The organism is Inhella inkyongensis, assembly GCF_005952805.1.
GTDB classification, from domain to species: domain Bacteria; phylum Pseudomonadota; class Gammaproteobacteria; order Burkholderiales; family Burkholderiaceae_C; genus Inhella; species Inhella inkyongensis.
The window spans coordinates 1-25,792 of sequence record NZ_CP040709.1; the positions used below are offsets into that span (position 1 = coordinate 1).

General features: G+C 67.0%; 26 protein-coding genes. 20 read left to right on the plus strand and 6 right to left on the minus strand.

Annotation, left to right across the window (positions count from 1 at the left end):
* The first annotated feature begins 189 nt into the window (after positions 1-189).
* The 4 genes from dnaA (at position 190) to FF090_RS00020 (ending at position 6,474) form a co-directional block, all read left to right on the plus strand.
* Positions 190-1,644, plus strand: coding sequence for a chromosomal replication initiator protein DnaA (dnaA, locus tag FF090_RS00005; RefSeq protein ID WP_138854770.1), 1,455 nt, complete (start codon positions 190-192; stop codon positions 1,642-1,644).
* A 181-nt stretch (positions 1,645-1,825) separates the two neighbouring features.
* Positions 1,826-2,944 (plus strand): DNA polymerase III subunit beta, encoded by a 1,119-nt coding sequence (gene dnaN, locus FF090_RS00010; protein WP_138854771.1) that lies wholly within the window; start codon positions 1,826-1,828, stop codon positions 2,942-2,944.
* Between the two features lie 72 nt (positions 2,945-3,016).
* Positions 3,017-5,548, plus strand: a complete 2,532-nt coding sequence (gene gyrB / locus FF090_RS00015; RefSeq protein ID WP_138854772.1) for a DNA topoisomerase (ATP-hydrolyzing) subunit B — start codon at positions 3,017-3,019, stop codon at positions 5,546-5,548.
* Between the two features lie 68 nt (positions 5,549-5,616).
* Positions 5,617-6,474 (plus strand): restriction endonuclease, encoded by an 858-nt coding sequence (locus FF090_RS00020; protein WP_138854773.1) that lies wholly within the window; start codon positions 5,617-5,619, stop codon positions 6,472-6,474.
* 419 nt (positions 6,475-6,893) lie between these two features.
* Here the strand turns inward: FF090_RS00020 and FF090_RS00025 are convergent, their stop codons facing one another.
* Entirely contained in the window at positions 6,894-7,127 is a 234-nt protein-coding gene (locus FF090_RS00025; RefSeq protein WP_138854774.1) for a hypothetical protein, read from the minus strand.
* Positions 7,128-7,322: 195 nt separating this feature from the next.
* Between FF090_RS00025 and FF090_RS00030 the strand changes: the two genes are divergently transcribed.
* From FF090_RS00030 to FF090_RS00040, 3 genes are read left to right on the plus strand one after another with little or no spacing between them, the layout of a single operon-like run.
* Positions 7,323-8,144 carry an ABC transporter substrate-binding protein gene (locus FF090_RS00030; RefSeq protein ID WP_138854775.1) on the plus strand — a complete coding sequence of 274 codons (822 nt, stop codon included), beginning with the start codon at positions 7,323-7,325 and terminating at the stop codon, positions 8,142-8,144.
* Entirely contained in the window at positions 8,141-10,366 is a 2,226-nt protein-coding gene (locus FF090_RS00035; protein ID WP_138854776.1) for a helicase-related protein, read from the plus strand. The genes FF090_RS00030 and FF090_RS00035 overlap by 4 nt, the downstream gene beginning before the upstream one ends.
* A 50-nt stretch (positions 10,367-10,416) precedes the next feature.
* The gene (locus tag FF090_RS00040; protein ID WP_138854777.1) at positions 10,417-10,983 is read left to right on the plus strand and encodes a lipocalin family protein; all 567 of its coding nucleotides are present in this window, start codon (positions 10,417-10,419) and stop codon (positions 10,981-10,983) included.
* Positions 10,984-10,997: 14 nt separating this feature from the next.
* Here FF090_RS00040 and FF090_RS00045 read toward each other — a convergent pair whose 3' ends face one another.
* Both FF090_RS00045 and FF090_RS00050 read right to left on the minus strand, forming a co-directional pair.
* The gene (locus FF090_RS00045; RefSeq protein WP_138854778.1) at positions 10,998-12,563 is read right to left on the minus strand and encodes a flavin monoamine oxidase family protein; all 1,566 of its coding nucleotides are present in this window, start codon (positions 12,561-12,563) and stop codon (positions 10,998-11,000) included.
* Between the two features lie 103 nt (positions 12,564-12,666).
* On the minus strand, positions 12,667-14,304 hold the full coding sequence (locus FF090_RS00050; protein ID WP_175423438.1) for a response regulator: 1,638 nt from the start codon (positions 14,302-14,304) through the stop codon (positions 12,667-12,669).
* 63 nt (positions 14,305-14,367) lie between these two features.
* Here FF090_RS00050 and FF090_RS00055 point away from each other — a divergent pair, with 63 nt between their 5' ends.
* From FF090_RS00055 to FF090_RS00100, 10 genes are all read left to right on the plus strand, one after another.
* Complete coding sequence (locus FF090_RS00055) at positions 14,368-14,727, plus strand: 50S ribosome-binding protein YggL (protein ID WP_138854780.1); 360 nt, start codon at positions 14,368-14,370, stop codon at positions 14,725-14,727.
* Positions 14,728-14,774: 47 nt separating this feature from the next.
* Positions 14,775-15,341, plus strand: a complete 567-nt coding sequence (locus FF090_RS00060) for a DUF2242 domain-containing protein (RefSeq protein WP_138854781.1) — start codon at positions 14,775-14,777, stop codon at positions 15,339-15,341.
* Positions 15,342-15,567: 226 nt separating this feature from the next.
* Entirely contained in the window at positions 15,568-15,780 is a 213-nt protein-coding gene (gene cspE / locus FF090_RS00065; protein ID WP_138854782.1) for a transcription antiterminator/RNA stability regulator CspE, read from the plus strand.
* 90 nt (positions 15,781-15,870) lie between these two features.
* Complete coding sequence (infA, locus tag FF090_RS00070; protein ID WP_138854783.1) at positions 15,871-16,137, plus strand: translation initiation factor IF-1; 267 nt, start codon at positions 15,871-15,873, stop codon at positions 16,135-16,137.
* Between the two features lie 287 nt (positions 16,138-16,424).
* Complete coding sequence (locus FF090_RS00075; RefSeq protein ID WP_138854784.1) at positions 16,425-16,820, plus strand: hypothetical protein; 396 nt, start codon at positions 16,425-16,427, stop codon at positions 16,818-16,820.
* A gap of 35 nt (positions 16,821-16,855) precedes the next feature.
* Positions 16,856-17,641, plus strand: coding sequence for a substrate-binding periplasmic protein (locus FF090_RS00080; protein WP_138854785.1), 786 nt, complete (start codon positions 16,856-16,858; stop codon positions 17,639-17,641).
* A gap of 66 nt (positions 17,642-17,707) precedes the next feature.
* Positions 17,708-18,076, plus strand: a complete 369-nt coding sequence (locus FF090_RS00085) for an ArsR/SmtB family transcription factor (RefSeq protein WP_138854786.1) — start codon at positions 17,708-17,710, stop codon at positions 18,074-18,076.
* Positions 18,073-18,603, plus strand: a complete 531-nt coding sequence (locus FF090_RS00090) for an SRPBCC domain-containing protein (protein WP_138854787.1) — start codon at positions 18,073-18,075, stop codon at positions 18,601-18,603. Before FF090_RS00085 ends, FF090_RS00090 begins: the two co-directional genes overlap by 4 nt.
* Positions 18,596-19,183: a DUF5655 domain-containing protein gene (locus FF090_RS00095; protein ID WP_138854788.1), complete on the plus strand. Its 588-nt coding sequence runs from the start codon at positions 18,596-18,598 to the stop codon at positions 19,181-19,183. Before FF090_RS00090 ends, FF090_RS00095 begins: the two co-directional genes overlap by 8 nt.
* 128 nt (positions 19,184-19,311) lie before the next feature.
* Entirely contained in the window at positions 19,312-20,859 is a 1,548-nt protein-coding gene (locus FF090_RS00100) for a methyl-accepting chemotaxis protein (RefSeq protein ID WP_138854789.1), read from the plus strand.
* Here FF090_RS00100 and FF090_RS00105 read toward each other — a convergent pair whose 3' ends face one another.
* Together FF090_RS00105 and mnmH are read right to left on the minus strand one after the other, a co-directional pair.
* Positions 20,860-21,648: a transporter substrate-binding domain-containing protein gene (locus FF090_RS00105; protein ID WP_138854790.1), complete on the minus strand. Its 789-nt coding sequence runs from the start codon at positions 21,646-21,648 to the stop codon at positions 20,860-20,862. It abuts the gene before it with no gap.
* A gap of 14 nt (positions 21,649-21,662) precedes the next feature.
* The gene (mnmH, locus tag FF090_RS00110; RefSeq protein WP_175423439.1) at positions 21,663-22,700 is read right to left on the minus strand and encodes a tRNA 2-selenouridine(34) synthase MnmH; all 1,038 of its coding nucleotides are present in this window, start codon (positions 22,698-22,700) and stop codon (positions 21,663-21,665) included.
* A 57-nt stretch (positions 22,701-22,757) separates the two neighbouring features.
* On the opposite strand from mnmH, the gene FF090_RS00115 reads away from it, so the two are divergent.
* From FF090_RS00115 to FF090_RS00125, 3 genes are read left to right on the plus strand one after another with little or no spacing between them, the layout of a single operon-like run.
* Complete coding sequence (locus FF090_RS00115) at positions 22,758-23,159, plus strand: GlcG/HbpS family heme-binding protein (protein ID WP_138854792.1); 402 nt, start codon at positions 22,758-22,760, stop codon at positions 23,157-23,159.
* A 12-nt stretch (positions 23,160-23,171) separates the two neighbouring features.
* Positions 23,172-23,627 (plus strand): DUF1801 domain-containing protein, encoded by a 456-nt coding sequence (locus tag FF090_RS00120; protein WP_138854793.1) that lies wholly within the window; start codon positions 23,172-23,174, stop codon positions 23,625-23,627.
* Positions 23,628-23,667: 40 nt separating this feature from the next.
* Positions 23,668-24,432 carry a substrate-binding periplasmic protein gene (locus FF090_RS00125; protein ID WP_175423440.1) on the plus strand — a complete coding sequence of 255 codons (765 nt, stop codon included), beginning with the start codon at positions 23,668-23,670 and terminating at the stop codon, positions 24,430-24,432.
* 33 nt (positions 24,433-24,465) lie between these two features.
* Here the strand turns inward: FF090_RS00125 and FF090_RS00130 are convergent, their stop codons facing one another.
* Entirely contained in the window at positions 24,466-25,677 is a 1,212-nt protein-coding gene (locus FF090_RS00130; RefSeq protein WP_138854795.1) for a DUF1501 domain-containing protein, read from the minus strand.
* Positions 25,678-25,792: the final 115 nt, after the last annotated feature.

Consider the following 25,792-nt stretch of genomic DNA (forward strand, 5'->3'; position numbering starts at 1 on the left):
GTTTTCAAGCCCCCGTCAAGACCGAGGGCCTCATCCCTTGGAAGGAAGGGAGATACCACTAGACACCCAGGCTGTGGATAAGCCTTGCCAGGACGGCCCGGTTGCATAGAATCCGCCCCCTTCAAAAGAGACTTGTCCACAATGCCCGCTGATGCCCTGAACGGGTTTTCCCAGGATGCCGCCGCCGGCATGCCTGCCCCTGCCGCACCCTCGCTGTGGCAGCAGGGTTGTGAGCGGCTGGCGGCCGAAATGCCCGAGCAGCAGTTCAACACCTGGATCCGCCCGCTGGACGCCGCCGAACTGAGCGCTGGGGACGACGGCGCGCTGCGCGCCCGGCTGGGTGTACCCAATCGTTTCAAGCTGGATTGGATCCGGGCCCAGTACGCCGGCCGCATTGAATCGATCTTGAGCGAACTGGCCGGCGAGCCCGTCCGCCTGGAACTGTCGGTGCAGGCCGCCGCGCCGCGCCAGGCCCTGATGTCCCGCGCCGCACTGGCCGGTCAGGTCGGCAGCCCCAGCCCAAGCAATCCAGCCAGCGCGCCCAACCAGCCTGTCGCCAACCCGGCCCAAGCCCCGGCGGCGCCCAGCACCGGCACCTGGAGCGGCGGCACCGCCGTGGCCGCCAGCAACCGCCTGAACCCGGCACTCACCTTCGACACCCTGGTGCCCGGCCGCGCCAACCAGATGGCCCGCACCGCCGCCCTGCACGTGGCCGGCGCCCCCGGCGCCATGTACAACCCGCTCTTCATTTATGGCGGCGTGGGCCTGGGCAAAACCCATTTGATGAACGCGGTGGGCAACCAGCTCATCAAAGACAAGCCCGACGCCCGCGTGCTCTACCTGCACGCCGAGCAGTTCATCACCGACGTGGTGAAGAACTACCAGCGCAAGACCTTTGACGAGCTCAAGGCCAAGTACCACTCGCTGGATCTGCTGCTGATCGACGACGTACAGTTCTTCGCCGGCAAAGAGCGCACGCAGGAAGAGTTCTTCAACGCCTTCGAGGCCCTGCTCTCACGAAGAGCCCACATCATCATGACCTCGGATACCTATCCGAAGGGTCTGGTGGACATCGACGAGCGCCTGACCTCGCGCTTTGACTCCGGCCTCACCGTGGCCATCGAGCCGCCCGAGCTGGAAATGCGCGTCGCCATCCTGATGCGCAAGTCCGAGCAAGAAGGCGCCTCCATGCCCGAGGACGTCGCCTTCTTCGTGGCCAAAAACGTGCGCGCCAATGTGCGCGAACTCGAAGGCGCACTGCGCAAGGTGCTGGCCTATTCGCGCTTCAGCGGCAAGGACATCAACATCCAGCTGGCCCGCGAGGCGCTCAAGGATCTGCTCTCGATCCAGAACCGCCAGATCGGTGTGGAAAACATCCAGAAGACGGTGGCCGACTTCTACAAGATCAAGGTCGCCGACATGTACAGCAAAAAGCGCCCGGCCTCGATCGCCCGCCCGCGCCAGATTGCGATGTACCTGGCCAAGGAATTGACGCAGAAGAGCCTGCCTGAGATCGGCGACCTCTTTGGCGGCCGCGACCACACCACCGTGCTGCACGCGGTGCGCAAGATCGGTGGCGAGCGCCAGAAGGACACCGAACTGAACCAGCAGCTGCACGTGCTGGAGCAGACGCTGAAGGGCTGAGGTGGGACCGAGGCGGGTCCTGAGGACCCGCCGACGCCCACCGAAGGACACCGGCCGTCCTGCGGCCGGTGGCTGGGGAGCTGGTTGCAGGACCGCAGGCGGAAAGCCCTGGGCAAAGCACCCCCTCCCCTGAGTGACAATCGCCGCCGCTCTAGAGAACCGACCGCCAGGAGATGCCCCGATGATCGTGCTGAAAGGCCCCCAGGACCAATTGCTCGCCGCACTGACCGCGGTGTCGGGCATCGTGGAGCGCCGCCACACCCTGCCCATCCTGGCCAATGTGCTGATGAAGCGCGAAGGCGATGAGGTCGAGTTCATCTCCTCCGACCTGGAAATCCAGGTGCGCACCCGCGCCCCCTTCGCGGGCGACGCCGGCCCCTTCGCCACCACCGTGGGCGCGCGCAAGCTCATCGACATCCTGAAGAGCCTGCCCAGCGACCAGATCTGCAGCCTCACCAGCAACCAGAGCAAGCTCACGCTGCAAGCGGGCAAGAGCCGCTTCACGCTGCAAACCCTGCCAGCCGAGGACTTCCCCCTGGTGCAGGAAGCCCCCGACTTCGGCCCCGCCTTTGCCGTGCCCCAAGCCACGCTCAAGGCCCTGATCAACCAGGTGCACTTCGCGATGGCGGTGCACGACATCCGCTTCTATCTGAACGGCATCCTCTTCGTGGCCGAAGGGCACACGCTGACCCTGGTGGCCACCGACGGCCACCGCCTGGCCATGGCCCAGGCCACGCTGGAAGTGGAAATGCCCAAGCAGGAAGTCATCCTGCCGCGCAAGACCGTGCTGGAACTGCAGCGCCTGCTCAAAGACAGCGGCAAAGACGAGAACGCCGGCATCGAAATGCGCTTCTCGGGCAACCAGGCGCGCTTCAGCTTCAGCGGCATGGAGTTCGTGACCAAGCTGGTCGAGGGCAAGTTCCCCGACTACAACCGCGTCATCCCCAAGGGCCACCGCCACCACCTGGTGCTGGGCCGCCAGCCCCTGCTGAGCGCCCTGCAGCGCGCCGCCATCCTGACCAGCGACAAGTTCAAGGCCGTGCGCCTTTCCTTCGCTGACAACCTGCTGACCATCGCTGCCAGCAATGCCGAGCAGGAAGAGGCCAAGGAAGAGATCGAGATCGACTACGCCGGCGACCCCATCGAGACCGGCTTCAATGTGCAGTACCTGACCGAAGTGCTGGCCAATATGCCGCAGGAGATGGTGGGGCTGGATCTGCACGACAGCGCGAGTTCCGCGCTCTTCACTGTTCCTGAGCGTCAAGACTTTAAGTACGTCGTGATGCCGATGCGAATCTAAGGCCAGCGTGCCGAATGCAAAGCGGGCCCTGGCCCGCTTTGGTGCTTCAAGAGTTCCCTGAAAGTTGTCCCCATGAGCGACCCGACCACCCCCGAGCAAAACGCCACCCCGACCCCGCCGCCGGCCTCCACCGGCCCGCAGCCGGGCTACGGCGCCGACAGCATCCAGATCCTGGAAGGCCTGGAGGCGGTGCGCAAGCGCCCGGGCATGTACATCGGCGACACCAGCGACGGCACCGGCCTGCACCACCTCGTCTTTGAAGTGGTGGACAACTCCATCGACGAAGCCCTGGCCGGCCATTGCGACGACATCACCGTCACCATCCACAGCGACAACTCCATCTCCGTCATCGACAACGGCCGCGGCATCCCCACCGGCGTGAAGATGGACGACAAGCACGAGCCCAAGCGCTCGGCCGCCGAGATCGCGCTGACCGAGCTGCACGCCGGCGGCAAGTTCAACCAGAACAGCTACAAGGTTTCGGGCGGCCTGCACGGCGTGGGCGTGAGCTGCGTGAACGGCCTCTCCAAGTGGCTGCGCCTGACCGTGCGCCGCGACGGCAAGACGCACCAGATCGAGTTCAAGCAGGGCGTGCCGCAAGACCGCCTGATCGAGGTGGTGGACGGCTTCGAGACCAGCCCCATGCGGGTTGTGGGCGAGACCGACAAGCGCGGCACCGAGGTCCACTTCCTGCCCGACACCGAGATCTTTCAGCAGAACAACGAGTTCCACTACGACATCCTGGCCAAGCGCCTGCGCGAGCTCTCGTTCCTGAACAACGGCGTCAAGATCCGCCTCGTCGATGAGCGCCACCAGAAGGAAGACCTCTTCGCCTATGCCGGCGGCGTCAAGGGCTTCGTCGAGTTCATCAACCAGGGCAAGAAGACCCTGCACCCCAACATCTTCCACGCCATCGGCGAGAAGGTCAGCGAGCAGCAGACCAATATCGGTGTGGAAGTGGCCATGCAGTGGAACGACGGCTACAACGAGTCGGTCCTCTGCTTCACCAACAACATCCCGCAGCGCGACGGCGGCACCCACTTGACGGGCTTGCGCGCCGCGATGACCCGCATCATCAACAAGTACATCGAGGACAACGAACTGGCCAAGAAGGCCAAGGTCGAAGTCAGCGGCGACGACATGCGCGAAGGCCTGGCCTGCGTGGTCAGCGTGAAGGTGCCCGAGCCCAAGTTCAGCAGCCAGACCAAGGACAAGCTCGTTTCCAGCGAAGTGCGCGCCCCGGTGGAAGACATCGTCGGCCGCCTGCTGAACGACTGGCTGCTGGAGAACCCCACCGACGCCAAGATCGTCTGCGGCAAGATCATCGAAGCCGCCCGCGCCCGCGACGCCGCCCGCAAGGCGCGCGAGATGACGCGCCGCAAGGGCGTGCTGGACGGCTTCGGCCTGCCCGGCAAGTTGGCCGACTGCCAGGAAAAGAACCCCGAGCTTTGCGAGATCTACATCGTGGAGGGCGACTCCGCCGGGGGGAGTGCCAAGCAGGGCCGCGACCGCAAGTTCCAGGCCATCCTGCCGCTGCGCGGCAAGATCCTGAACGTGGAGAAAGCGCGCTACGAAAAGCTGCTCAGCTCCAACGAAATCATCACCCTGATCACGGCCCTGGGCACCGGCATCGGCCGCACCGGCGGCAACGATGACTTCAACCCCGACAAGCTGCGCTACCACCGCATCATCGTCATGACCGACGCGGACGTCGACGGCGCCCACATCCGCACCCTGCTGCTCACCTTCTTCTACCGCCAGATGCCCGAGCTGGTGGAGCGCGGCCACATCTACATCGCCCAGCCGCCGCTCTACAAGGTCAAGCAAGGCAAGCACGAGCAATACCTGAAGGACGGCCACGAGCTCGACGCCTTCCTGCTGAAGGTGGCCCTGCAAGACGCTTCGCTGGACACCGGCACCGGCACCACCCTGAAGGGCGAGGCCCTGGACGCGCTGGCGCGCAAATACGTGACCGCCCAGAGCGTGATCGAGCGCCTTTCCAACTGGATGGACGGCGAGGCCCTGCACGTGCTGGCCGGTGGCCTGGCCATCAACTTGGACAGCAAGGACGCCGCCGAGGCCAGCGCCGCCGCCCTCAAGGGCCTGCTGCACGACGCCGAGGTGAGCGCCGAGACCGACCCGCGCACCGACAAGTTCTTCCTCAAGATCGCCCGCATGCACCACGGCAATGTGCGCGCCAGCGTGATCCATGCCGACTTCGTGCACGGCGCCGACTACGAAGCCCTGGCCGACGCGGGCCTGAGCTTCCAGGGCCTGATCCAGGCCGGCGCCATCGTGCGCAAGGGCGAGGGCGAGAAGGCCAAGGAAAGCAAGGTCGAGGACTTCCGCGCCGCCATGGCCTGGCTGATGAGCCAAGCCGAAGGCAGCGTGGGCCGCCAGCGCTACAAAGGCCTGGGCGAAATGAACCCCGAGCAGCTGTGGGAAACCACCATGGACCCCACCGTGCGCCGCCTGCTCAAGGTGCAGATCGAAGACGCCATCGAAGCCGACCGCGTGTTCACCATGCTGATGGGCGATGAGGTGGAGCCGCGGCGGAACTTCATCGAGGCGAATGCGTTGAGGGCGGCGAATATCGACGCGTAAACAGCGCCAGTCGAAGCAAGGGCCGAACTCAACAGGCCCGCTTCGATACACGCCAAGGGAGGCGTCACATGGCACGGAAGAATCGGAACCCAGGACTGGCAGACGTCATCCTTGATGGCGTCAGCCGCCTGCCCTGGTGGGCGGGCGTCCTGCTTGCTCTTGTCACCTACCTGGTACTTCATGCCGTCGCTGCACGGCCTATCGGAACCCAGGCGGTACCTGGCCAAATGGGCGCCATGGTGGTTGGCGTGCTGTGGCACACATTGGCCAGTATTGGGCAGTACCTATTCCCTGCGCTCTGCCTCATTGCCGCACTGGTGTCATTTGTGCGGCAGCGTCAAGCAAGCCAGTTGGTCGAGGCGGCCATCCAGACCGACAACGCCACCCAAGCCCTGAACTCGCTCACCTGGCGAGAATTCGAACGCCTCGTGGGAGAGTCCTATAGGCTCCAAGGGTTTGCAGTCAAAGAGACCGGACGAGGCGGCCCCGATGGCGGCGTCGATCTGGAACTTCGACGCGACGGCGAGCTTCACCTCGTTCAGTGCAAACAGTGGCGCGCACAGCGTGTTGGCGTCGACGTCGTTCGCCAGCTCTATGGCGTCATGGCAGCACAAGGTGCAGCCAGCGGCATCGTGGTCTCGGCCGGTCGCTTTACCGATGAAGCCCTGCGCTTTGCAGAGGGGCGAAACATTCGGCTTCAGACCGGGCAGGCGCTCCACGACATGTTGCGGACAAGTGCTGTGCCAGCTCCCTTGGTCAGCGCGCACCCACCGGCGCACTCCTCGAATCCACCTGCGGCCCCTGCATGTCCCAAGTGCGCAAAGCCGATGGTGCTGCGCACCGCCAAACGGGGCGAACAAATCGGTCGCTCGTTTTGGGGATGCACAGGCTTCCCCAATTGCCGGGGCACCCAAGCGGCTGATTGATCAGGCTTCCACGCTGTTTGGACGGTGCGGCCCTCACAAGGGCAAAGGCGAAGAAGACTAGCAAGCCAAGGTCGCCTGCCTCCGCACCGCCATGGCTTAGCTGTTAGAGCAAACCGAAAGCAGCCTGGTCCACCAGCACTGCAAGAGCCTGGGCGAGATGAGCCCCGAGCAGCTGTGGGAACGGGAGCAGTGCAATATGGGACACGTTCAGGCGTATAGCTCGCACACAGTCGGCCCATCCCGAGCTCACGTTCTGAGGTATGCCTGACCCAAAGGAAGCCGCCATGGTGATCAGGGGAAAGGGTGAAAACCGGACAGTCAGATGCGTAGCGGCGGAAGTAGGGGGCGAGTGCCTCCAGCACGGCCGATGGCAAATTAGCGTCTAGCTGCGATCTGATGGGCTTCACGTCGCCCCCCACTTAGTTCAATGTCCTGAGTTCGGTCCGGATCCTGGATTCAACCTGAGCGGCCAAATTCCGCAACATGCCGGGCAGGCGTTCCAAATCTTCAGAGGATGCTTGAACCGCAAATCCATGCCCCTTTTCCCCGTCCATGACCATGACGAAGGCGCCGCGCGCCTTGGACTTTTCCCGGACATAGGTGCATAGATCGTCGTACTTGCTCGACTTCTGGGTGTTCAGCGTCTGACTCACAGGGGCTCCTTCGACTCTGGCTGTTGGGTTGAACTCTGCGGGGAGCTTGCAGGCTCACTGGCTCACCAGACGAGCTAGCTGGCATCAATTCAGTGCCGAGCGGCTTCCCGCAAGATGCGGGCCTTGTTCTCGCCCTTCAGAGCCAATTGCAGCGACTGCCTGTGTAATGTGGGCCTTTGAATCGCGTCAGAGTCCATGCACTCGATCTACCCCACCCGCATCGTCTGCCTCACCGAAGAACCCACCGAAGTGCTCTACGCGCTGGGCGAGGAGCACCGCATCGTGGGCATCTCGGGCTACACGGTGCGGCCTTTGCTTGCGCGGCAGGAAAAGCCGCGCGTGTCGGCCTTCACCAGCGCCAAGATCGACAAGATCCTGGAGCTCAAGCCCGATCTGGCGATCGGCTTTTCAGACATGCAGGCGGACATCGCCCGCGCGCTGATCCTGGCCGGGGTGGAGGTGTGGATCAGCAACCACCGCACGGTGGCGGGCATCCTGGGCTATGTGCGGCGCCTGGGGGCGATGGTGGGCGCGGCGGCCAAGGCCGAGGCCTATGCGGCCGAGCTGGAGGCGCGGGTGGAGGCCGTGCGGGTGGCGGCCGCGCTCTTGCCGCGCCGGCCCAAGGTCTACTTCGAGGAATGGGACGAGCCCAGCATCAGCGCGATCCGCTGGGTGAGCGAGCTGGTGGGCATTGCCGGGGGCGACGACATCTTTCCCGAGCGTGCGCGGGCCAGCCTGGGGCGGGACCGCATCGTGGCGGACCGTGCCGAGATCCTGGCGCAGGCGCCGGACCTCATCATCGGCTCCTGGTGCGGCAAGAAGTTCCGCCCCGAGCAGGTGGCCGCGCGGCCGGGTTGGGCGGATGTGCCCGCCGTGCGCGACGGCGAACTGCACGAGGTGAAGAGCCCCTTGATCCTGCAGCCGGGCCCGGCGGCGCTGACGGATGGGCTGGATGCGCTGCATGCCATCGTGAAGCGTTGGGCGGAGCGCGCCGAGTCTGTTCCACTTCGGGCGTGAATCAGAAAACCGACAAAACCAACCGCCCCCCCGCTCCCGCCTTTCCGCTGCCCCAGCCGCGCCATGCGGCCCGCCTGCCCGCTGGGCTGAAGCCCGAGGACTGGCAGCGCATCCGCCAGGCCGCGCACGCGCTGCCCCAGGTGCTGACGCCGGCCGACTTTGACGACGCTGGCGACGAGACGCTGGAGCGCGTCGGGGCCATCCAGATTGCCAAGGCCGCTGCCGGCGGCCGGCCCAGCCGCTGGATCTTGCCGGCGCACATCCCCGTGGCGCTGGCGCAGCTGGATTCCACGCCGATGTCCAACAGCCTGCGCGCGCAGCTGCTGGCGCGCATGCAGCAGCTGGAGTCCTTGGGCCTGCAGCGCGAGGGCCTGCTGTTCACGCGCCTGTGCCTGCAGCCCCTGACGCTGGCGCATGAGGGCTGGCGCATCGACCTGGCCCACCGCGTGCCGGTGGATGAGGCCCCGATCTGGGCCTTTGTGCGCGATGGCGAGCTGCCCGCGCTGCGCCGTGCGCTGGGCCAGATGCCGCCCTATTCGCACCCGGCCGAGCTGACCCTGCACCTGAACCATCTGGTGGCGCGCAGCGAGGCCATGGGGCACCCCAGTCTGATGGGAGGCTTGCTGGCGCGCCTGCAGGCCGAATGCAGCGTGCCCATGCCCTTCGAGGCCCTGAAGGCGGCCTTGACGAAGGCACAAGACCGTTGGGAACAGTCGGTCAATGAGCAAGACCGGCTGGCCAGCCTGGGCCGCGAGCTGGCCTTTCGCGGCTACCCGGACAGCTTTGAGACCGCGCGCCGCCTGGGCCGGCAGGTCACGCTCTACCTGGGCCCGCCCAATAGCGGCAAGACCTATGCGGCGTTTGAGAAGTTGGCCCAAGCAGAGCATGGGGCGTACTTGGCGCCCTTGCGCTTGCTGGCGCTGGAAGGCCGCGACCGCCTGGTGGGCCGCCAAGTGCCTTGCTCCTTGCTGACCGGCGAAGAGAGCGTGCCGGCCGAGAACGCGCGGGTGATCAGCAGCACCATCGAGATGGCCAACACGCGCGACATCGTGGACGTGGCGGTGATCGACGAGGCGCAGATGCTGTTCGACGAATCGCGCGGCTGGGCCTGGACACAGGCCATCTGCGGCGTGCCGGCGCGCGAGCTGATCATCATTGCGTCAAGCTACGCCGCACCGGCCATCGAGCGCCTGCTGGCCCTGTGCGGCGAGCGCGCGCAGCGCCGCGTGTTCGAGCGCAAGCAGCAGGTGCAGCTGATGCCGGCTCCGGTGCCGATGACGCATCTGCAGGCCGGCGACGCGGTGGTGGCCTTCAGCCGCCGCGATGTGCTGATGCTGCGCGACCAGATTGCGCAGGATGGCCACCGCGTGAGCGTGATCTACGGTGCGCTGCCGCCTGAGGTGCGGCGGCGCGAGGCCGAGCGCTTTGCGGTGGGCGCCAGCGATGTGCTGGTGGCCACCGATGCGATTGGCATGGGGCTGAACCTGCCGATCCGCCGCGTGCTGTTCTCCACGCTGGAGAAGTTCGACGGCGTGGGCGACCGCAAGCTCAGCGTGAGCGAGGTGCACCAGATCGCTGGCCGCGCCGGGCGCTACGGCCTGCACGACGAAGGCTTTGTGAGCGTGCTCAAGGAGAGCGAGGCCAGCGCCTTCAAGATCCTGCGTGAGCTGCTCCCCAAGGAGCCGCGCGCGCCGCGCGACTTCAAGGCCCCGGTGGCGCCGAACTGGACCCATGTGAGCACCATCGCCGAGCGCATGGGCGTGAACAAGCTCTACGCGGTGCTCAGCATCTTCATGCAGCAGCTGCGCCTGGACGACGCCCACTTCGCGGTGGCCGAGCTGGAGCAGATGCTGGCCCTGGCCGAGATGCTGGACCGCAATGCGGGCGCCTTGAGCCTGCAGGAGCGCTTCCGCTACGCGCAGGCGCCGGTGGATTCGCGCCTGCCCCAGCTGTTGGAGCAGTTCCAGGGCTGGGCCGCGCGCCACGCCCACACGGGCCGCGCCGGCGCACCCGAGTTTGTGGACGATGTGGATCAGCACTCGCGCCTGGACCGCATGGAGCAGGCGCTGCGCCAGTGCACGCTATGGCTGTGGCTGGACCTGCGATTCCCCGGCGTCTACGGCCATGTGGAGGCGGTGGTGGACCTGCGCAGCCGGCTCAACGACGGCATCGAGCGCCAGCTCAAGGGCAAGCGCCCGCTGTGGCAGCGGCGCGGGCGCTGAACAAGCCCCCACAAGCCGGCGGGCCACCCGCCGGCACTTAGGCTGTGGCCATGAATCGCATTCATCGCCCCGTCTTCTGCGCCCTGCTGCTGGCTGCGCTGCTGCCCACCCAGGCCGCACCCACACCGCTGCCCACGCTGGATCTGCCCAGCTATATGGGCCGCTGGCACCAGGTGGCGCTCTACCCCAACCGCTTCCAGGCTCAGTGCCTGGACAGCACCACGGCCACTTACACCCTGCTGGCGGATGGCCGGGTGCGGGTGCTGAACCGCTGCCGCACGCAGGACGGCTGGGACGAGACCGAAGGCATCGCCCGGCCGCGCAGCGGGGTGGAGCTGCGCGCCGGCGGCGTGCTGGCGCCGGCCGCACTGGAAGTCAGCTTCCTGCCCGCTGCATTGCGCTGGCTGCCGGTGGGCTGGGGCCGCTACGACCTGCTGCGCCTGGGCCCCGAGCAGCAATGGGCGCTGGTGAGCGAGCCCACGCAGCAATACCTGTGGGTGCTGGCCCGCAGCCCGCAGCTGGATGCCACACAGTGGCAGACCATCGAGAACGAGCTGCGCGGCATGGGCTTTGACCTCGCGCGCCTGAAACGCGACCCGAGCCCGGCGGCGCCCTGAAGGGCGAGCGCGGCTCAGAGGCTGCGCAACACCTCGTCGGCCGCGCGCAGGCCGGACCGCAGGGCGCCTTCCATGAAGCCCTGGTACTCGTAGAAGGAATCGGTGTGCTCGCCGGCAAAGAACAGATTGCCGACCGGCGGCGCATACAGGCCTTCCAGCGTGGTGAAGTAGCCCGGCCTGTTGTTGGAGTAGGCGCCACCAAACAGCGGGTCCAGCGACCAGTTGCGCAGCACCGCCTTGACGCTGCGGCCTTCGCGCAGGGCCAGCCCGGCGCTGCCGGGCCAGACGCGGTCCAGATCGGCCAGGAAGGCTTCGGCCTCCTGCTGGGTGCGCCCGGGGTCCAGGGCCGCGCCACGCGCGCCGCCGGAGAAGTCGGTCAACAGACCGCGCTGGCCGGGCAGGCTGCGCGAGGGGTTGGCCTCCCAGGTGCTTTGGTGGTGGGCCAGATCGCTGTAGCTGGCGCCATTGCTGTTGCAGCGCTCGTACCAGGGTCGGCCGCGAAAGCCGATCATCATCTTGCTGTTGGTGCCGTAGTCGAACTGCTCGATGGCGAAGCGCTTGCTGGCCGGCAGGTTCAGGCTGGCGCCGAACTCGATCTGGCGCATGGCCGGCGCCGGCAGGCTGAGCACCACGGCGTCGTGCAGGGTCTCCAGTGCGCCGCCGTCAGTGTCAAAGCTCAGGCGCAAACGTCCATCGGCCATGCGTGCCACGCGGCGCAGGCGATGCCGCAGGCGCACCGGCTCGGGCAGGCTGGCCGCCAGGCCGGTGGCCAGGGCGTCATTACCCTCAACGATGTGAAAGCGTTCATCGCTGAACACGCCAAAGGGCGTGAAGCGGCTGCGCCGGTTGGTGGCGATGAAGAACAGCAGGCTGAGCGCACTTTGCTGCGCAATCGGGCGGCCGAACTCGATCGTGTAGGCCATGTCCAGCACCTCGCGCAGCAAGGGCCCGGCACCGCGCTGCACCAGATAGTCGGACAAAGGCGTGAAGTCCAGCTGGCGGTCGTAGGCGTTGTGCGCCAGGGCGGTGGGCCCGTTGCTCAGGCGGCTCAGGTCGTCCTTCAAGGCAGGCACAAAGGCGCGGAACTGCGCCACCACTTGGTCTTCCGTCCAATGGCGGCCCTGGAAGAAGTAGGTTTCCTCGCCCAGCAGCTTGTTGGCGGCATAGCTCTCCAGCGTCAGCCCAAAGGCATTGGCCAGCCCGCGCGCCGTGGTGTGCGTGGTGTCGATCAGCTCGGCCCCCAGTTCCGCCACCTGGCCGGGGAAGAAGCCACGCAGGCTGTGCACCCGCCCACCCACGCGGCCGGCGGCCTCGAACACCGTGGGGCGCAGCCCTTTGCGCGCCAAGGCGCTGGCGGCCTGCAAGCCGGCAAAGCCCGCCCCCACCACGGCCACCGCCGCCCCCTGGCCACCCGGTGCCGCCTGCAGCGGCAGGGCCGCCGTCAAGGCCGCACCCGCCGCGCCCTGCAGCACCCGCCGCCGCCCACTGTGCGCACGGGGCACAAGGGGCGCATCGGCCTGATCTTGCAAAGCCTGGGCCATCCAACCCTGGACACGATGGAAAAACGGCGTACGGGCCACGGGCAACTCCTTGCGCAAGATGCGGCGGCCATTGTGGAAGCCGCCCTGGTCTCGCCGGCCTCGGACGAACCCGGCCAGTCGGAGCGCTGAGGGATGCAGTCGATCAGGTCAGGGTGTTCTCAATCGCCGGGCCACGCGGCGTGGCCAGGGGCTGGCCGGCCTTGGCCTTGGCCAAGCTGCCGCTGATGGGCAGCACCCAGCACGCCTGCAGGTCGCTGACGAACTCTTCCAGGGCCGCTCGCTGGCCGATGCGCGCCGCGTGCCGACGCAGCACCGACATGGCCATGTCGATCAGCTTGGCATTGCGGGTCCGCTCGCCCTGCTCGGCCAGCAATTGCACGGCGCGCTCGGGCTTGCCCTTGAGCGAAAGCGTCATGGCCTGCTCGGCCAGCTCCGCAATGCGTTCATGCGCGGCACGCACCGGCGCATGCAGCTCGGCCGCCCCTTCGCCCATGGCCACCAGCACCTCGGTGCTGGCCTTGTTGACGCAGTAGCGCAGCGCCAGGGCCTGCAGCAAGGCCTCCAGGCCGGGCCAGCGCAAACCGGCACGCTGCAGGCGCAGGCCCAGCGAGATGAGCAAACAGCCGACCTCCAGATCGGCATCGGGTTGATCCAGCGCGCGCGCCAACTGCTCGCCCAGACTCTGGGCTTCGGTGCGCCGGCCGTCCGACAAGGCCAGCAAGGCCTGCACCAGCAAGCGCTGGCGGGTCAGGCGCGCGGAGCCCGGGTGTTGCAACAGCAGCTGCTCAAAGCCATCGAGCAGCTGACGCAAGGCCTTGCTGTCCCCCTCGTCGTGATGGATCAGGGCCAGCAGCACCAGGCTGAAGTAGTCGAACAGGCGCGAGCGCAGGCCCTGGGACTGCGCGCCCTCCAGCAGGCGCTGCGCCTCGGCCCGCTTGCCGGCATAGAAGGCCAGGGTGCCAGCGCGCTGGGCGCGCAGCAGGCAGGCCGGAGTCAGGCGCAGGGCCTGCTGGTAGGTCTGCAGGGCCAGATCGAGACGACCCTCGTCCATGTGCACGCGCCCCAGCATGTCCCAGCCATCGGCAAAGTCGGGCAGCTCGCCCACCAAGGTTTCCAGGGTCTTGCGTGCGCTTTGCAGCTGGCCGCTGGCGTACTCGGCGCGCGCCATGCCCAGCTTGGCCCAGGGCACGGTGCGGGCCTCGATGATGGCCTGGTAGAGCGCCCGCGCCTCGGTATTGCGCTTCAGCCGCAGCAGCAACTCGGCACCGATGCGCGCGGCGTGCAGCCAGCAGTCCTCGCGGCGCTCGAAGCGCTGCAGGCACTGCGCAGCCGCCTGCTCGAAGGCCTGCTCCGCCATGGCGTCAAAGATGGGCTTGAGCACGCGCTTGCGGTGCCGGGCCTCGAACAGGCGCTCGGAGAAGGCGGCCAGGGTGTAGGGCTTGAGCAGGTAAACATCGAGCGCCGCCTCGGCCGCGCCCGCCACGGCGGCATAGCTGGCATCGGCGGTGACCATGATGAAGACCGTGCTCTGCGGCAGCACATGCTCGCGGCGCAATTCGTCCAGCAGCTGCTGGCCCAGGTCGGGGCTCTCGCCAAAGTCGTTGTCACAGACCACGATGTCGTAGCGGCCGGCCTCCAGCGCCATGCGCGCCTCGGAAGGCCGGGTGACGGCGCGCACCTCGCCCACGCCCAGCTCGCGCAGATGCGCCACGATCAGCATGCGTGCGTTGTGGTTGGCGTCGATCACCAGGGCGCGGGTCGCATCGAGGACGTCGGGCATGGGCGGACTATCGCAGCGCCGGGCGGGACAATGCGGCTTTACACCCCTGCCTCCTTCATCTTCATGAGCACCTTCTTCCTCCACCCCCCGGGCAACGCCAAGCGCCGCAGCCGCCGCCTGCGCAAGAAGCTGCATATCGGCGAGTTCAAGGAACTGGGCTTCTGGCTCAGCGCCACGCTCAAGGACGGCACCTCCGCCGATGCCGAAGAAGCCCTGATGGCCCGCTTCATCGCCGAAGTGGTGGCCCCGCAAGGGTTGAGCTTTGGCGGCTGGTGGAGTGGCGGCTTCATGAGCCGCGCCGGCGCGGGCTCGGTGGACGAGGCCCAACGCGGCGCCGTGCAGGCCTGGCTGCAACAGCAGCCCGAGCTGCAAAGCGCTGACTGCGACGCCCTGCGCGACGCCTGGTGGGGTTGGCAGCCCTAAGGCGCGGGCGCCAGAGGGGGATGCATCGGGCACCGACAATCGCCCGCATGTCTCCCGTCTCTGATCGCTATTTGTCGCCGCGCCTGACCGCCCTGGCGCTGCTGCTGACCTTGGCAGCCTGCACCACGCCCAAGCTGCCGCACTTGGGGGGCAGCAAGCAAGAGCCCGTCTATAGCCGCGAGACCTTTGCCGTCGATGAGAAGCACTCGCGCCTGTTCGATGCCCCGGTGGGAGAGGTGTGCGAGAGCGCGCGCCGCTCGCTGCTCAGCCAGGGCTATGTGATTTCGCGCGCCGAGACCCGCCTGGTGCAGGGCGCCAAGCGCTTCCAGCCCGAGGGCGAGGTGCATGTGGAGATCAGCTTTCACATCGTCTGCGCGGCCGAGGGCGAGCGCACTTCGACGATGTTCGTCAGCGCACAGCAGGACAAATACATCCTCAAGAAGAACCCCAACGCAGCGTCCATCGGTGTGAGCGCGGTGGGGTCCATCTCGGTGCCCCTGGGCTCGACCGAGGACTCCCTGGTCAAGGTGGCCAGCGAGACCATTCCGGCCGGCGCCTTCTACGAGCGCTTTTTTGGCCTGGTGCAGCGCCTGCTCAAACAGCAAGGCGAGTGAAAGCTCGATTGCGACCGCCTTTTTTGCAAATAGTTTGTGGTCGGGCGCACATTTCGATGACAATGCGCGTCGCTTTGCCGCTCTAGACCTTGAGTTCACGGGTCGCGGCCAGCCGCCAGGTTGGTCTCGGGTTTTTGGTTTTTGATGTTTTGGGGCAGTGCAGCGCCGCGGAGTCCGGTTGTCGGATTTCGCATTTTTTAAACCCCATGCTTCAAAGGAAAACACCATGAGCACCTCGCAAACCGGCACCGTTAAGTGGTTCAACGACGGTAAGGGCTTCGGCTTCATCACCCCGGACAACGGCGGTCAGGACCTGTTCGCCCACTTCAGCGCCATCACCGGCAAGGGCTTCAAGACCCTGCAAGAGAACCAGCGCGTTGAGTTCGACGTGGTTCCCGGCCAAAAAGGCCCGCAGGCTGCCAACATCCGCCCGCTGTAATCCGTCGGTCCTCATCGACCTGAACTGATTCCACGCCCGGACCTGCTTTGCAGGCCCGGGCGTTTCGCTTTCTCGAACCGGAGCTCGTCTGTGGCTAAAGAAGAACTGATCGAAATGCGCGGCGTGGTGGACGAAATCCTGCCGGACTCGCGCTACCGCGTGACCCTGGACAACGGCCACAAGCTGGTCGCTTACACCAGCGGCAAGATGCGCAAGCATCACATCCGCATCCTGGCGGGCGACAACGTCGCGCTGGAGGTGTCGCCCTATGACCTGAGCAAGGGCCGCATCACCTTCCGTCACCTGGACAACAAGGGCCCGCGCCCGACCCCGGGCTCGGGTCCGCGTCGCAGCTAAGAACCTATCCGTGAATGGCAGGGCGGAGGTTGGCGTGGCAATGCGGGATGCAGGGCAAGGCGCAACACCGCAGCAATGCCCAGAGGCATTGCGAGGATTTGCAACGCCGCTATGCGCCCGAAGTGCCCGCCACACCGACCCCGACTATTGCGGATAGGTTCTAAACCCTGCATCACGCTGCAAAGCCGGCCCTGCCGGCTTTTTTGCTTTCTGTCACAAGGCCTTTGCCAACCCAGCGCTGGCGGGCCGCGTTAGGCTGCACTTCCGGCCAACTCACCCCTACCGCCATGCGTCTGCGCACTTCCCTCCTGCTGGCCGCCCTCTGCGGCTCCGCCTCTGCCGCCGACATCGGCGTCTCGATCGCTGTTTCACAGCCCGGCGTCTACGGCCGCATCGACATCGGCCGTTTTCCACAACCGGTGCTGATGCAGAGTTCTCCCGTGATCATCCAGCCCGTGCGTGTGCGTCACGAGCCGGTCTATATGCGCGTCCCGCCCGGCCACCAGAAGAAGTGGAGCAAGCACTGCCATAGCTACAACGCTTGTGGCGTGCCGGTCTACTTTGTGCAGGAAGACTGGTACCAGCAAAACGTGATGCGCGGCGAACGCTATGACCATGACGATCATGGTCACGACAAGCATGGCAAAGGCCACGGCAAGGGCCACGGCAAACACAAGGACTGAGCTCGAACGCTGGGCCCGCCCCTATGCTTGGGCCCATGGCGTACGAAGCAGGTTTCTGGTTGAGGGCGTTGGTCGGGGTCACCCTGGCGGCCGGCCTGCACGCCCAGCCCTGCCCGACTGCGCTGCGGGTGGCCTTTCTGGACAAGGCCCTGCCCCCCATGCTGCATGGCGAGGGGCCCCGCTTTCCCGATCCTCCCGGCGAGTTCGTGCGCTGGACCCGTGAGGCCCTCACCCGGGTGAACTGCCCAGCCGAGTTGGTGCGCGTGCCACAGCGGCGCTTGATCTCGGACACCGCCGTCGACGTCAATCAGATCACCCTGTTCCTGGCCCACACCCCGGAGCGCGCGCAGCAACTGGCCTTTCCCTTGCGCGAGGACGGACAACTCGACACCCGACTGGCCCTGGGCGAATCGCAGTTGGCCCTTTATGTGCGCGAGGACCGCCGCCATCAAGTGGCTTGGGACGGCCGGCGTCTGAGCCCAGAGGGCATGAAGGTAGGCATCGTGGGCGGTGGCGTGGAAGAACCCTTGGCGCGTGCCGCAGGTTGGACCTTGGATCTGGCCCTCAGCCATGCCGGCAGCATCACCAAGCTGCGCCGGGGTCAGGTGGATGTGGCGGTCCTGCCCACCATGAGTTTCAACCCCCAATCGCTGGCGGAGCCCCCGGCCCTGGTGGCCTTGCAGCCCATGTTCGCGCCGGTCTATTTCTTTGCGCCGGTCAGCCCGGCCCTGCAGCAGCGCCACCCCGAGTGGGTGCGGCGCTTCTGGCGCGCGCTGTGCGAAGTCGCGCGCGGCGATCGCAGCGTTCCCAGCTGCCACTGAACGGCCCGAATTCGGGTTCCCACCCATAGGCTTGAATCGACTCAATATGTGACCATTCAGTCACGTATGAAGCCCGATGAACTCGACGCCACCTTCCACGCACTCGCCTCCGAGCCGCGTCGGCGCATGCTGGATTGGCTGCAGCGCGAGCCGGGCTGCAATCTGCAGCGCCTGTGCGAGTGCTTTGAGGGCGAGCTCAGCCGCTTCGGCGTGATGAAGCATCTACAGGTGCTGGAGCGCGGGCAGCTGGTGATCTCGCTCAAAGAGGGACGCGAGCGCAAGCTCTGGTTCAACGCCGCGCCCATCCAGCTGATTCACGAACGCTGGACCACCGAATACAGCGCCTATTGGTCGGCCCGCCTAACGGCCCTGAAGTACCTGGCCGAGGGGGCCGAAGTTCATTCCCTACCCACCGCAAGAAAGAACCGCCGATGAGCGCACCCGACCGCCTGTTCCGCATCCACATCCAGGCCCCCATCGAGCGCGTGTGGCGCGAACTGACCAAGACCGACGAAGCCCAGGGCGCGGTCTTCAATGCTTGGCTGGTCAGCACTGTGCTGGGCGAGGGCGCCCCGCTGCAGATGCGCACCGGCAGCGGCAAGAACGTCATCGTGGATGGCCATGTGCTGGTGCACAAGCCTTACACCCACTTCGCCCACACCCACCGGTTCACGCAGTACGACGACCCGCTGTGCGAGGTGCATTACCTGCTGAAAGAGACCGCCGACGGCGGCGTCGAGCTGACCCTGCGGGTGGTCGGCTTGCCCGAAGGCACGCCCACCGCCAAGAGCATGGCCAGCGGCGGCGACTTCATCCTCAAGCACCTCAAGCGCTTGGCCGAGGGCCAGGGCCTGCCCCTGGGCACCAAGATCATGTATGCGCTGATGGGCAGCATGGAGTTCGTGCTGCCCAAGCGTTGCCGCACCGAACACTGGCCGATGAAGGAGAAGGACCATGGCTGATCCGCAAGCCGCGCTGCTGACTCAAGTCAGAAACATCCAAGCCAAGACCGGCAAGACCCTGGTCCAGCTGCATGCGCTGCTGGAAAGCAGCGGCCTGGCCAAACATGGCGAGAAGCGCAGCTGGTTGATGGAGACGCTGGGACTGGGATATGGCGATGCCAACACCGTCGTGACGCTGCAGGGCAAGCCGCTGCCAGCCGGGCTGGAAGGTGCTGCCCCGGCCGCGGCGGTGGTTGCGAGCGAAGACCCGCTGGACGCGATCTACAGCGGCAACAAAGCAGCCCTGCGTCCGCTGCACGAGGCCGTGATGGCGCAGATCCAAACCCTGGGCGACTTCGAGATCGCCCCCAAGAAGGCCTACCTGAGCCTGCGCCGCAGCAAACAGTTCGCGATGGTGGGGCCGGCCACGGCCAAGCAGATCGAGATCGGCCTGAACTGCAAAACCCTGGCCGAGCACCCTAGGCTCAAACACCTGCCGCCCGGTGGCATGTGCCAGGCCAGCACGCGCATCGAGTCGGCCGATCAAATCGACGCCGAGCTGATGGCTTGGCTGCGCGCGGCCTTTGAAAGCGCGGCGTGAGAACTGCACAGGCCTGAGGGCTGGCCCCAAGGGGCAAGGAGCGCGCGGCTGGCTATGCTGGGCCCCAGGGCGGACGGCTGGCATGCAGGGCATGGCAGGCCGTCCGTTGTGTTTTTGGAGTGGCCCGCATGTCGCAGCAGTCGTCCGCCAGCGGACGTGAATTTCCCTTCCCCGCCGGATTGACCGGGGTGTCGCTGACCGACCCCGAGGGTCGGATTCGCTACTGCAACGCCGCCTTTGTGAACTTGAGCGGCCTCGCGGCCGAGGACTTGATCGGCCAGACCCACCGCCTGCTGCGCCACCCGGGCATGCCGCAGCAGGCCTTTGCCGACCTCTGGTCCACGCTCAAGAGCGGTCAGCCCTGGAGCGGCATCGTCAAGAACCGCCGCCCGGACGGCGACCATGTGTGGCTGCGCCTGAACGCCATTCCCGTGCAGGAAGGCCAACGCACCACCGGCTATCTGGCCGTGGCCACCCAGCCCAGCCGCGAGTCGGTGGCCGAGGCCGAGGCGGCCTATCGGCAGATGCTGGTGGAACAAGGCCAGGGACGCTTGGTCCTCGGCCTGCGCGCCGGAGACCTGCAGCGCCTGGATGGCTGGGGACGGCTCAAGCGCGCTCTCAGCCTGGGGCCGCTGGGGCGTGCCGGCTTGATCCAGACCCTGGCCTGGCTTCCCGCACTGGCTGCGGCTCAGCAATTTGGCTTGGCCTCGGGGTGGACGGCGCTGGCCGCTCTGGGCGCATTGGGCCTTTCGGCCTGGGCGGCACGCCGCCAGTTGTACGAGCCCCTGCAGCGCGTGATTGCCGATGCCAACCGACTGGCGGCCGGCGATCTGTCCTTCAAGGTCACGGTGGACGGGCAGGGGCCCATCCTGCACCTGCAGTTGGCACTGCGCCGGGTGTCCGCCAATGTGCGCGCCGTGGTGATGGACACGCGCAACGGCGTGCAGCATGTGCGCGACGCGGTGGCCGAGATTGCGCGCGGCAATCTGGACCTCTCGGCGCGCACCGAGTCGCAGGCCGGCAGCTTGGAAGAGACGGCGGCCTCGGTGGCCCAGATTCAGCAGACTGTGCAGCAGACGGCCGAGACGGCCGTCGAGGGCGCGCAGCGCGCCGATGCCAGCGCCCTGATTGCCGAGCGCAGCGATGCCGCCGTGCAAGCGGTGGTGGCTTCGGTGGATCAGATTGCGCAGTCCTCGCGGCGCATCGGCGACATCATCCAAGTGGTTGAGGGCGTCGCGTTCCAGACGAACATCCTGGCCCTGAATGCCGCGGTGGAGGCGGCGCGCGCCGGCGAGGCTGGGCGCGGCTTTGCCGTGGTGGCCGCTGAAGTGCGGTCGCTGGCGCAGCGCACCACCACGGCCGCGCGCGAGATCCGCAGCCTGGTGCAGGCATCCAGCGAGACCGTGCAACAGGGCAGCGAACGCACCAGCGAAGCACGGGCACGCATGGAGGAGGCCCTGGGCGCCGTGCGCGAGCTCAGCCAGTTGCTGGGCAGCATCCGCGCCACCGCCAGCGAGCAGCAAAGTGGCATCGGGCAGATCAGCCAGGCCATCGGCCAGATCGACGGCATCACCCAGCAAAACGCGGCCATGGTGGAAGAAATTGCGGCCTCGGCCCAGGCCCTGCAAGCCCAGGTGGCCGAGGTCAGCGCCTCGGTCGCCCTGTTCAGGCTCTGATCACTGGCAGGCCGCCGGGCGTTGGGTCTGGCGGCGAGCGCGCTCGCACATCCCCAGCCAGAAGGCCTTCACAAAATCGGGATGGCGCTCGTACAGCGCCTGGCTGGTGGGCGCAAAGTAGCGCACCACCTGTAAAGGTGGCTCCAAAACCTGCACAGCGGGCTCTGCCACCAGCTCTGACGCACTGAACACTTGGCGCACACCCAGCACCAGGTCGATGCGGCCCGCTCGCAGCTTCGCCAAGTTGGCGCGATGGGTGGGCGCCGCCTCCATCGGCAGCCGCCGCTCGCGCGCCACCGACTCTTCGATGGAGCCCGTGACGATGCCCACTTTGCGCACCACTTGCCCCGCCGCACCACCGCGCGGCTCCACCAGTCCAAAGAGCACCACATCGGTGGTCAAGAGGGCCAGCCGATCGTCCAGGCTGCCATCGGCGCGATGAGGGAATCGCATCGTCAGCTCGCGCTCGGGCAGATGAGCAAAGCCCACAGCGATCTGCACCGCATCCACCGCCATCTGCTGCGCGGTGCGTCGGAAGGGGCCGCGCGTAAGGCTGGCCTCGCAGCCCAGCTCGGCCAAGGTTTGGCGCACCCACTCCACCGCCCAGCCGGGCTTGGGCGTGGCGAACTGGGTGCCGTTGCCGTACAAGAAAGGCGGGAATTCGCCATCCAGAAAGCTCACGACCAGAGGCTGCGGGCAGGCGACTGCGGCCCGGGCCACGCCGGGAAGAAGGCCAAGGCCCAAGCCCAGCCCCAGGGCTACCATCCAGACACGCACCCGCAAGCTCATCGATCGGGCCCTCCTCAGGGCAACAGGCGCAATTGCTGCGCCGCCTGCTGCAGACTTTCGGCATCGACACCGCCCAGCTCAAAGGCCTTGAGTGGCCTGTCCTTGGGCAGGGAGCGGCGGTAGCAGGGATCGTAATGACGCTCCATGACACTTTGGAACAGCGCGTCGGCATCACCCGCTTCGGCCAGGGTTTGCCACTGCGCCAGGGTCTCGCCACCGACCAAGGGCTTGAGCGGCTGGAGCTTGTCCACCAAGGCCTGGGGCTGTAGGCGGAAGTGCGCATAGTCCTCGCGGCAGACCTGCACCCGCACGGGCATCGGTGCACTCACATCCCAGGCCGGCGCACAGCGCAAGGCCTGGTAGAGCGAGTCGGGCAACTGCACATTGCCGATCTTCTTGCTTTCGCTCTCAGCCCACACCGGGCGTGTGGGGTCCAGGCTGCGCAATTCGGCCTGCAGGGCGGAATCAAAGCACTTCTGAGTGGGCTGCGGCTGGCCCGGCAGCGAGCCCAGCAGAGAGCCCCGATGGCGGGCCAGACCTTCCAGGTCCACAACCTGCTCACCGGCCTCGCGCAGTGCCTGCAGCAGCCGCGTCTTGCCGCAGGCCGTCACGCCCGCCAGCACCTTCCACTGAAACTGGGTGGGCAGCACGGCCAAGGAATCACGCACCCAGGCGCGATAGGCCTTCCAGCCGCCCGGCAGCACATCCACTGGGTAGCCGATATTGCGCAGCGGCTCGGCCCAGGCGCGGCTGCGCTTGCCGCCGCGGAAGCAATACACCAGCAGGCGCTCACGCGGGCCGTACTGCGCAATCACTTCGCCGATGTGGCGCGCCGCATTGCGCAGCGCGTACTGCGCCCCCACCAGATAGGCCTGATGCGGGTTGTGCTTGTGCAGCGTACCGACCTCGGCGAATTCCTCCTGACTGACGATGGGCAGGTTCAGCGCACCGGGAATGTGGTCCTCGGCGAACTCCTTGGGCGTGCGCGCATCGATGATCAGCGTGTAGTCGCCAAAGGGGCGGATGCCGGGCGGGTGGGGCAATTCGGTCATAGGGTGGGCAGTGTCGGGCATCGCCGCACAATCCGGGCTTTTGAATCGGAGACCCCCATGCACAGCCAGCCCCAACTCAGCCTTGCCGACGCCCAGCGCATTTGTGCCGCCGCTCGGGCCAAAGCCGTGGCCGAGGGCTGGACAGTGGTGATCGCCATCGTCGACGACGGCGGCCATCTGATGCTGCTGGAACGCGCCGACGGCACGCAAAAGGCCTCGGTCGTGGTGGCCCAGGAGAAGGCCAAGACCGCCATCCTGTTCAAGCGCCCCACCAAGGCGCTGGAAGACGCGGTGGCCAGCGGCCGCCAGGTGATGCTGGCCCTACCGGGCGCCACCCCCATCGAAGGCGGCCTGCCGTTGGTGACGGCGGAGGGCCACTACGTGGGCGCGATTGGCGTCTCCGGCGTACTCAGCAGCCAAGACGGCCAGGTGGCCGCAGCCGGCGTGGCCGCGCTGTAAAGCGGAGGCAGCATGCAGTCACAGGCCGTCAGCGTCGACCAGTACCTGATTGAGCTGCCGCCCGAGCGCCAAGCGCCCATGCGTCAGCTGCGCGAACTGCTGCGTGCCCGGCTGCCAGCGGGATTTGAGGAATGCATGGCCTATGGCATGCCCGCCTATGTGGTGCCACACCGCCTCTATCCCGCCGGCTATCACTGCAACCCCAAGCTGCCCCTGCCCTTCATCTCGCTGGCCTCGCAGAAGCAAGCCATCACGCTTTATCACATGGGCCTGTACAGCGACGGTGAGTTGTTGGCCTGGTTTCAGACCGAGCACGCCCGGGTCAGCAGCCGCAAGCTGGACATGGGCAAGTGCTGCGTGCGCTACAAGAAGGCCGAGCACATCCCGTTCGAGTTAATCGGCGACTTGGTGTCGCGTTGGACACCGCAAGATTGGATCCAGCGCTACGAGGCGCAGATTCAGCGCTGAGATGGTTCGCGCAGCGCGTCAGAGTCTGCTGGTCCTGAGCATGAGCTGGCTCGTCGGCCTGCCCTGTGTCGCTCAGACCTCGATGCCGCCCTGCCCGCAACCCTTGCGTGTGGCCTTTCTGAATTGGGACAGCCCGCCCCTTTTGATGGGCAACGGGGCTGAGTTCGCCGATCCGCCCGGGCTGGCGGTGGAGCTGACACGCCAGGTGCTGGCGCGCATGGGATGCAGCCCGGTCTTTTCGCGCGCGCCCCTGCGGCGGCTGCATCGCGATCTGGAGCTGGGCGAGTTGGACCTGGTGGTGGGCATCGGCCACTCGTCCGAACGCGCGCAACACTTGGCCTTTCCGCTGCGCAGCGACGGCAGCCTCAACGCCCGCCTCGCTCTGGCCCAGGCCCCCGTGGTGCTGCTGGTGCGCCAGGAGGCCCAGACCCGTCCGCGTTGGGACGGCCAAAAGCTGCTGCCCCGCGGGGCCCGGATTGGGGTGATTCAAGGATCCATCGAAGAGACGCTGGCGGAGCAACAAGGCTGGACGCTGGAACGTTCGCCCCACCGTGAAGCCAGCCTGACCAAACTGCGTCGCGGTTTGATCGATGCCGTGCTGACCAATTTGTTCTCCGTGTCCAAAGCCGAACGCGAGCGCGAGCCCGCGCTCGTGGTGTTGGAGCCCCCCTTGCACCGGGCGCTTTATTTCGCGCCGGTTCGGCCAGCCTTGCTGAAGGAACACCCGGCCTTCGTAGAAGCGTTCTGGCTCCGCTTATGCCAAGCCGCACGCAGCGCGCTGGCGCCGCAGCAGCCCTGCCAGTAACCCCGCCAATCACCCAATGACGATGGGCTGAATTCAGGCCCGCAGCAAGTTCAGGGCCGCGCCCGAGAAGCGCGGGAACAGAGACGCCAGCGCTGCATCACGCAGCCCCAGATGCTGGGCCGCAATGCCCGAAAGCACCGCGCGGTAGTCGGTGGTGATGGCCAGGTCGCGGCCCTCGTGTCGGGCGCTGCGTTGCAGCCCCGGCCAGTCGCCCAGCACCCGGCCACCCGCCACCCGCCCGCCGAGCTGCCACAGCACATTGCCATGGCCGTGGTCGGTGCCACCGTTGCCGTTCTCGGCCACGGTGCGCCCAAACTCGCTGATCACGGTGACCACCGTGTCCTGCCACAGCGCGCCCAGATCCTGCGCCAGCACAGCCAGGCCCTGGCCCAGCGGCGCCAGGCGACCGGCCAGCTGCCCTTGGGCCGCACCCTGGCGCGCATGGGTATCCCAGCCGCCCAACTCCAGGCAGGCGAATTGCACGCCGGCGTCGGCACGCATCACACGCGCCAACCGTCGAGCGGTCTCCGGGAAGCCGCCGGGCAGGGGCGCGCCGCCATCGGCCTTGGGGTCCATCGACGGCGTCTCGGCCAGGGCCTGATCCAGTTGATCGCGCCCCATCTGCCCGTCCTTCCAGGCTTGGGCATAGCGAGGGTCCTGCGCGTACAGGCGCTCCAGCGCACCGGACAGGGCCGGGGCCTGGCTGCGCGAGCGCCGCGCACTCAAACCCGGCAGCGCCGCCACCTGCACCCCCACGCCACTGCCCTTGAAGAGCTTGGGCCTCGTGGCGCCGGTGTAGACCGCCTGCACCTGCTCGGCGCCGGCACGCAGGCCGATCAAGCGCGCCATCCAGCCGTCCGGCGTGGTCTTCACGCCAGGGGTGCCAGCCTCCAGTTCGTCCTGCGCTTCGAAGTGGCTGCGTCCCACCCCCGGCGCGCCGCAGGCATGCACAAAGCCCAACTGCCCGGCCGCCCACAGCGGCTGCAAGGCGGCCAGGGCCGGGTGCAGACCAAAGCGGCCATCGAGGTCGATCAGACCGCCCTCCAGGCCCGGACGGGGCAGCGCGATGCTGGGGCGCTCGGCCCCGTACTCCGGCTCGGCATAGGGCGCGCACACCGACAAGCCGTCCACCGCCCCGCGTAGCAACACCACGACCCAGCGCGGTGGATTGCCGGAGGGCGCCGCACGCAGCATCGAGGGCGCCAAGGCACCGGCGAACAACAAATGGCGACGAGAAAGTTGCATTGAGCACTCCGGAGTGCAGGCAGGTTTCACTGGGCAGCCGCCGTGGAACCGGCTCGGCCGGGCCACTGGCGGCGCCCCCTTGAGGGGGAGGCGAGCCCTTGGCTCGCTTCGGGGG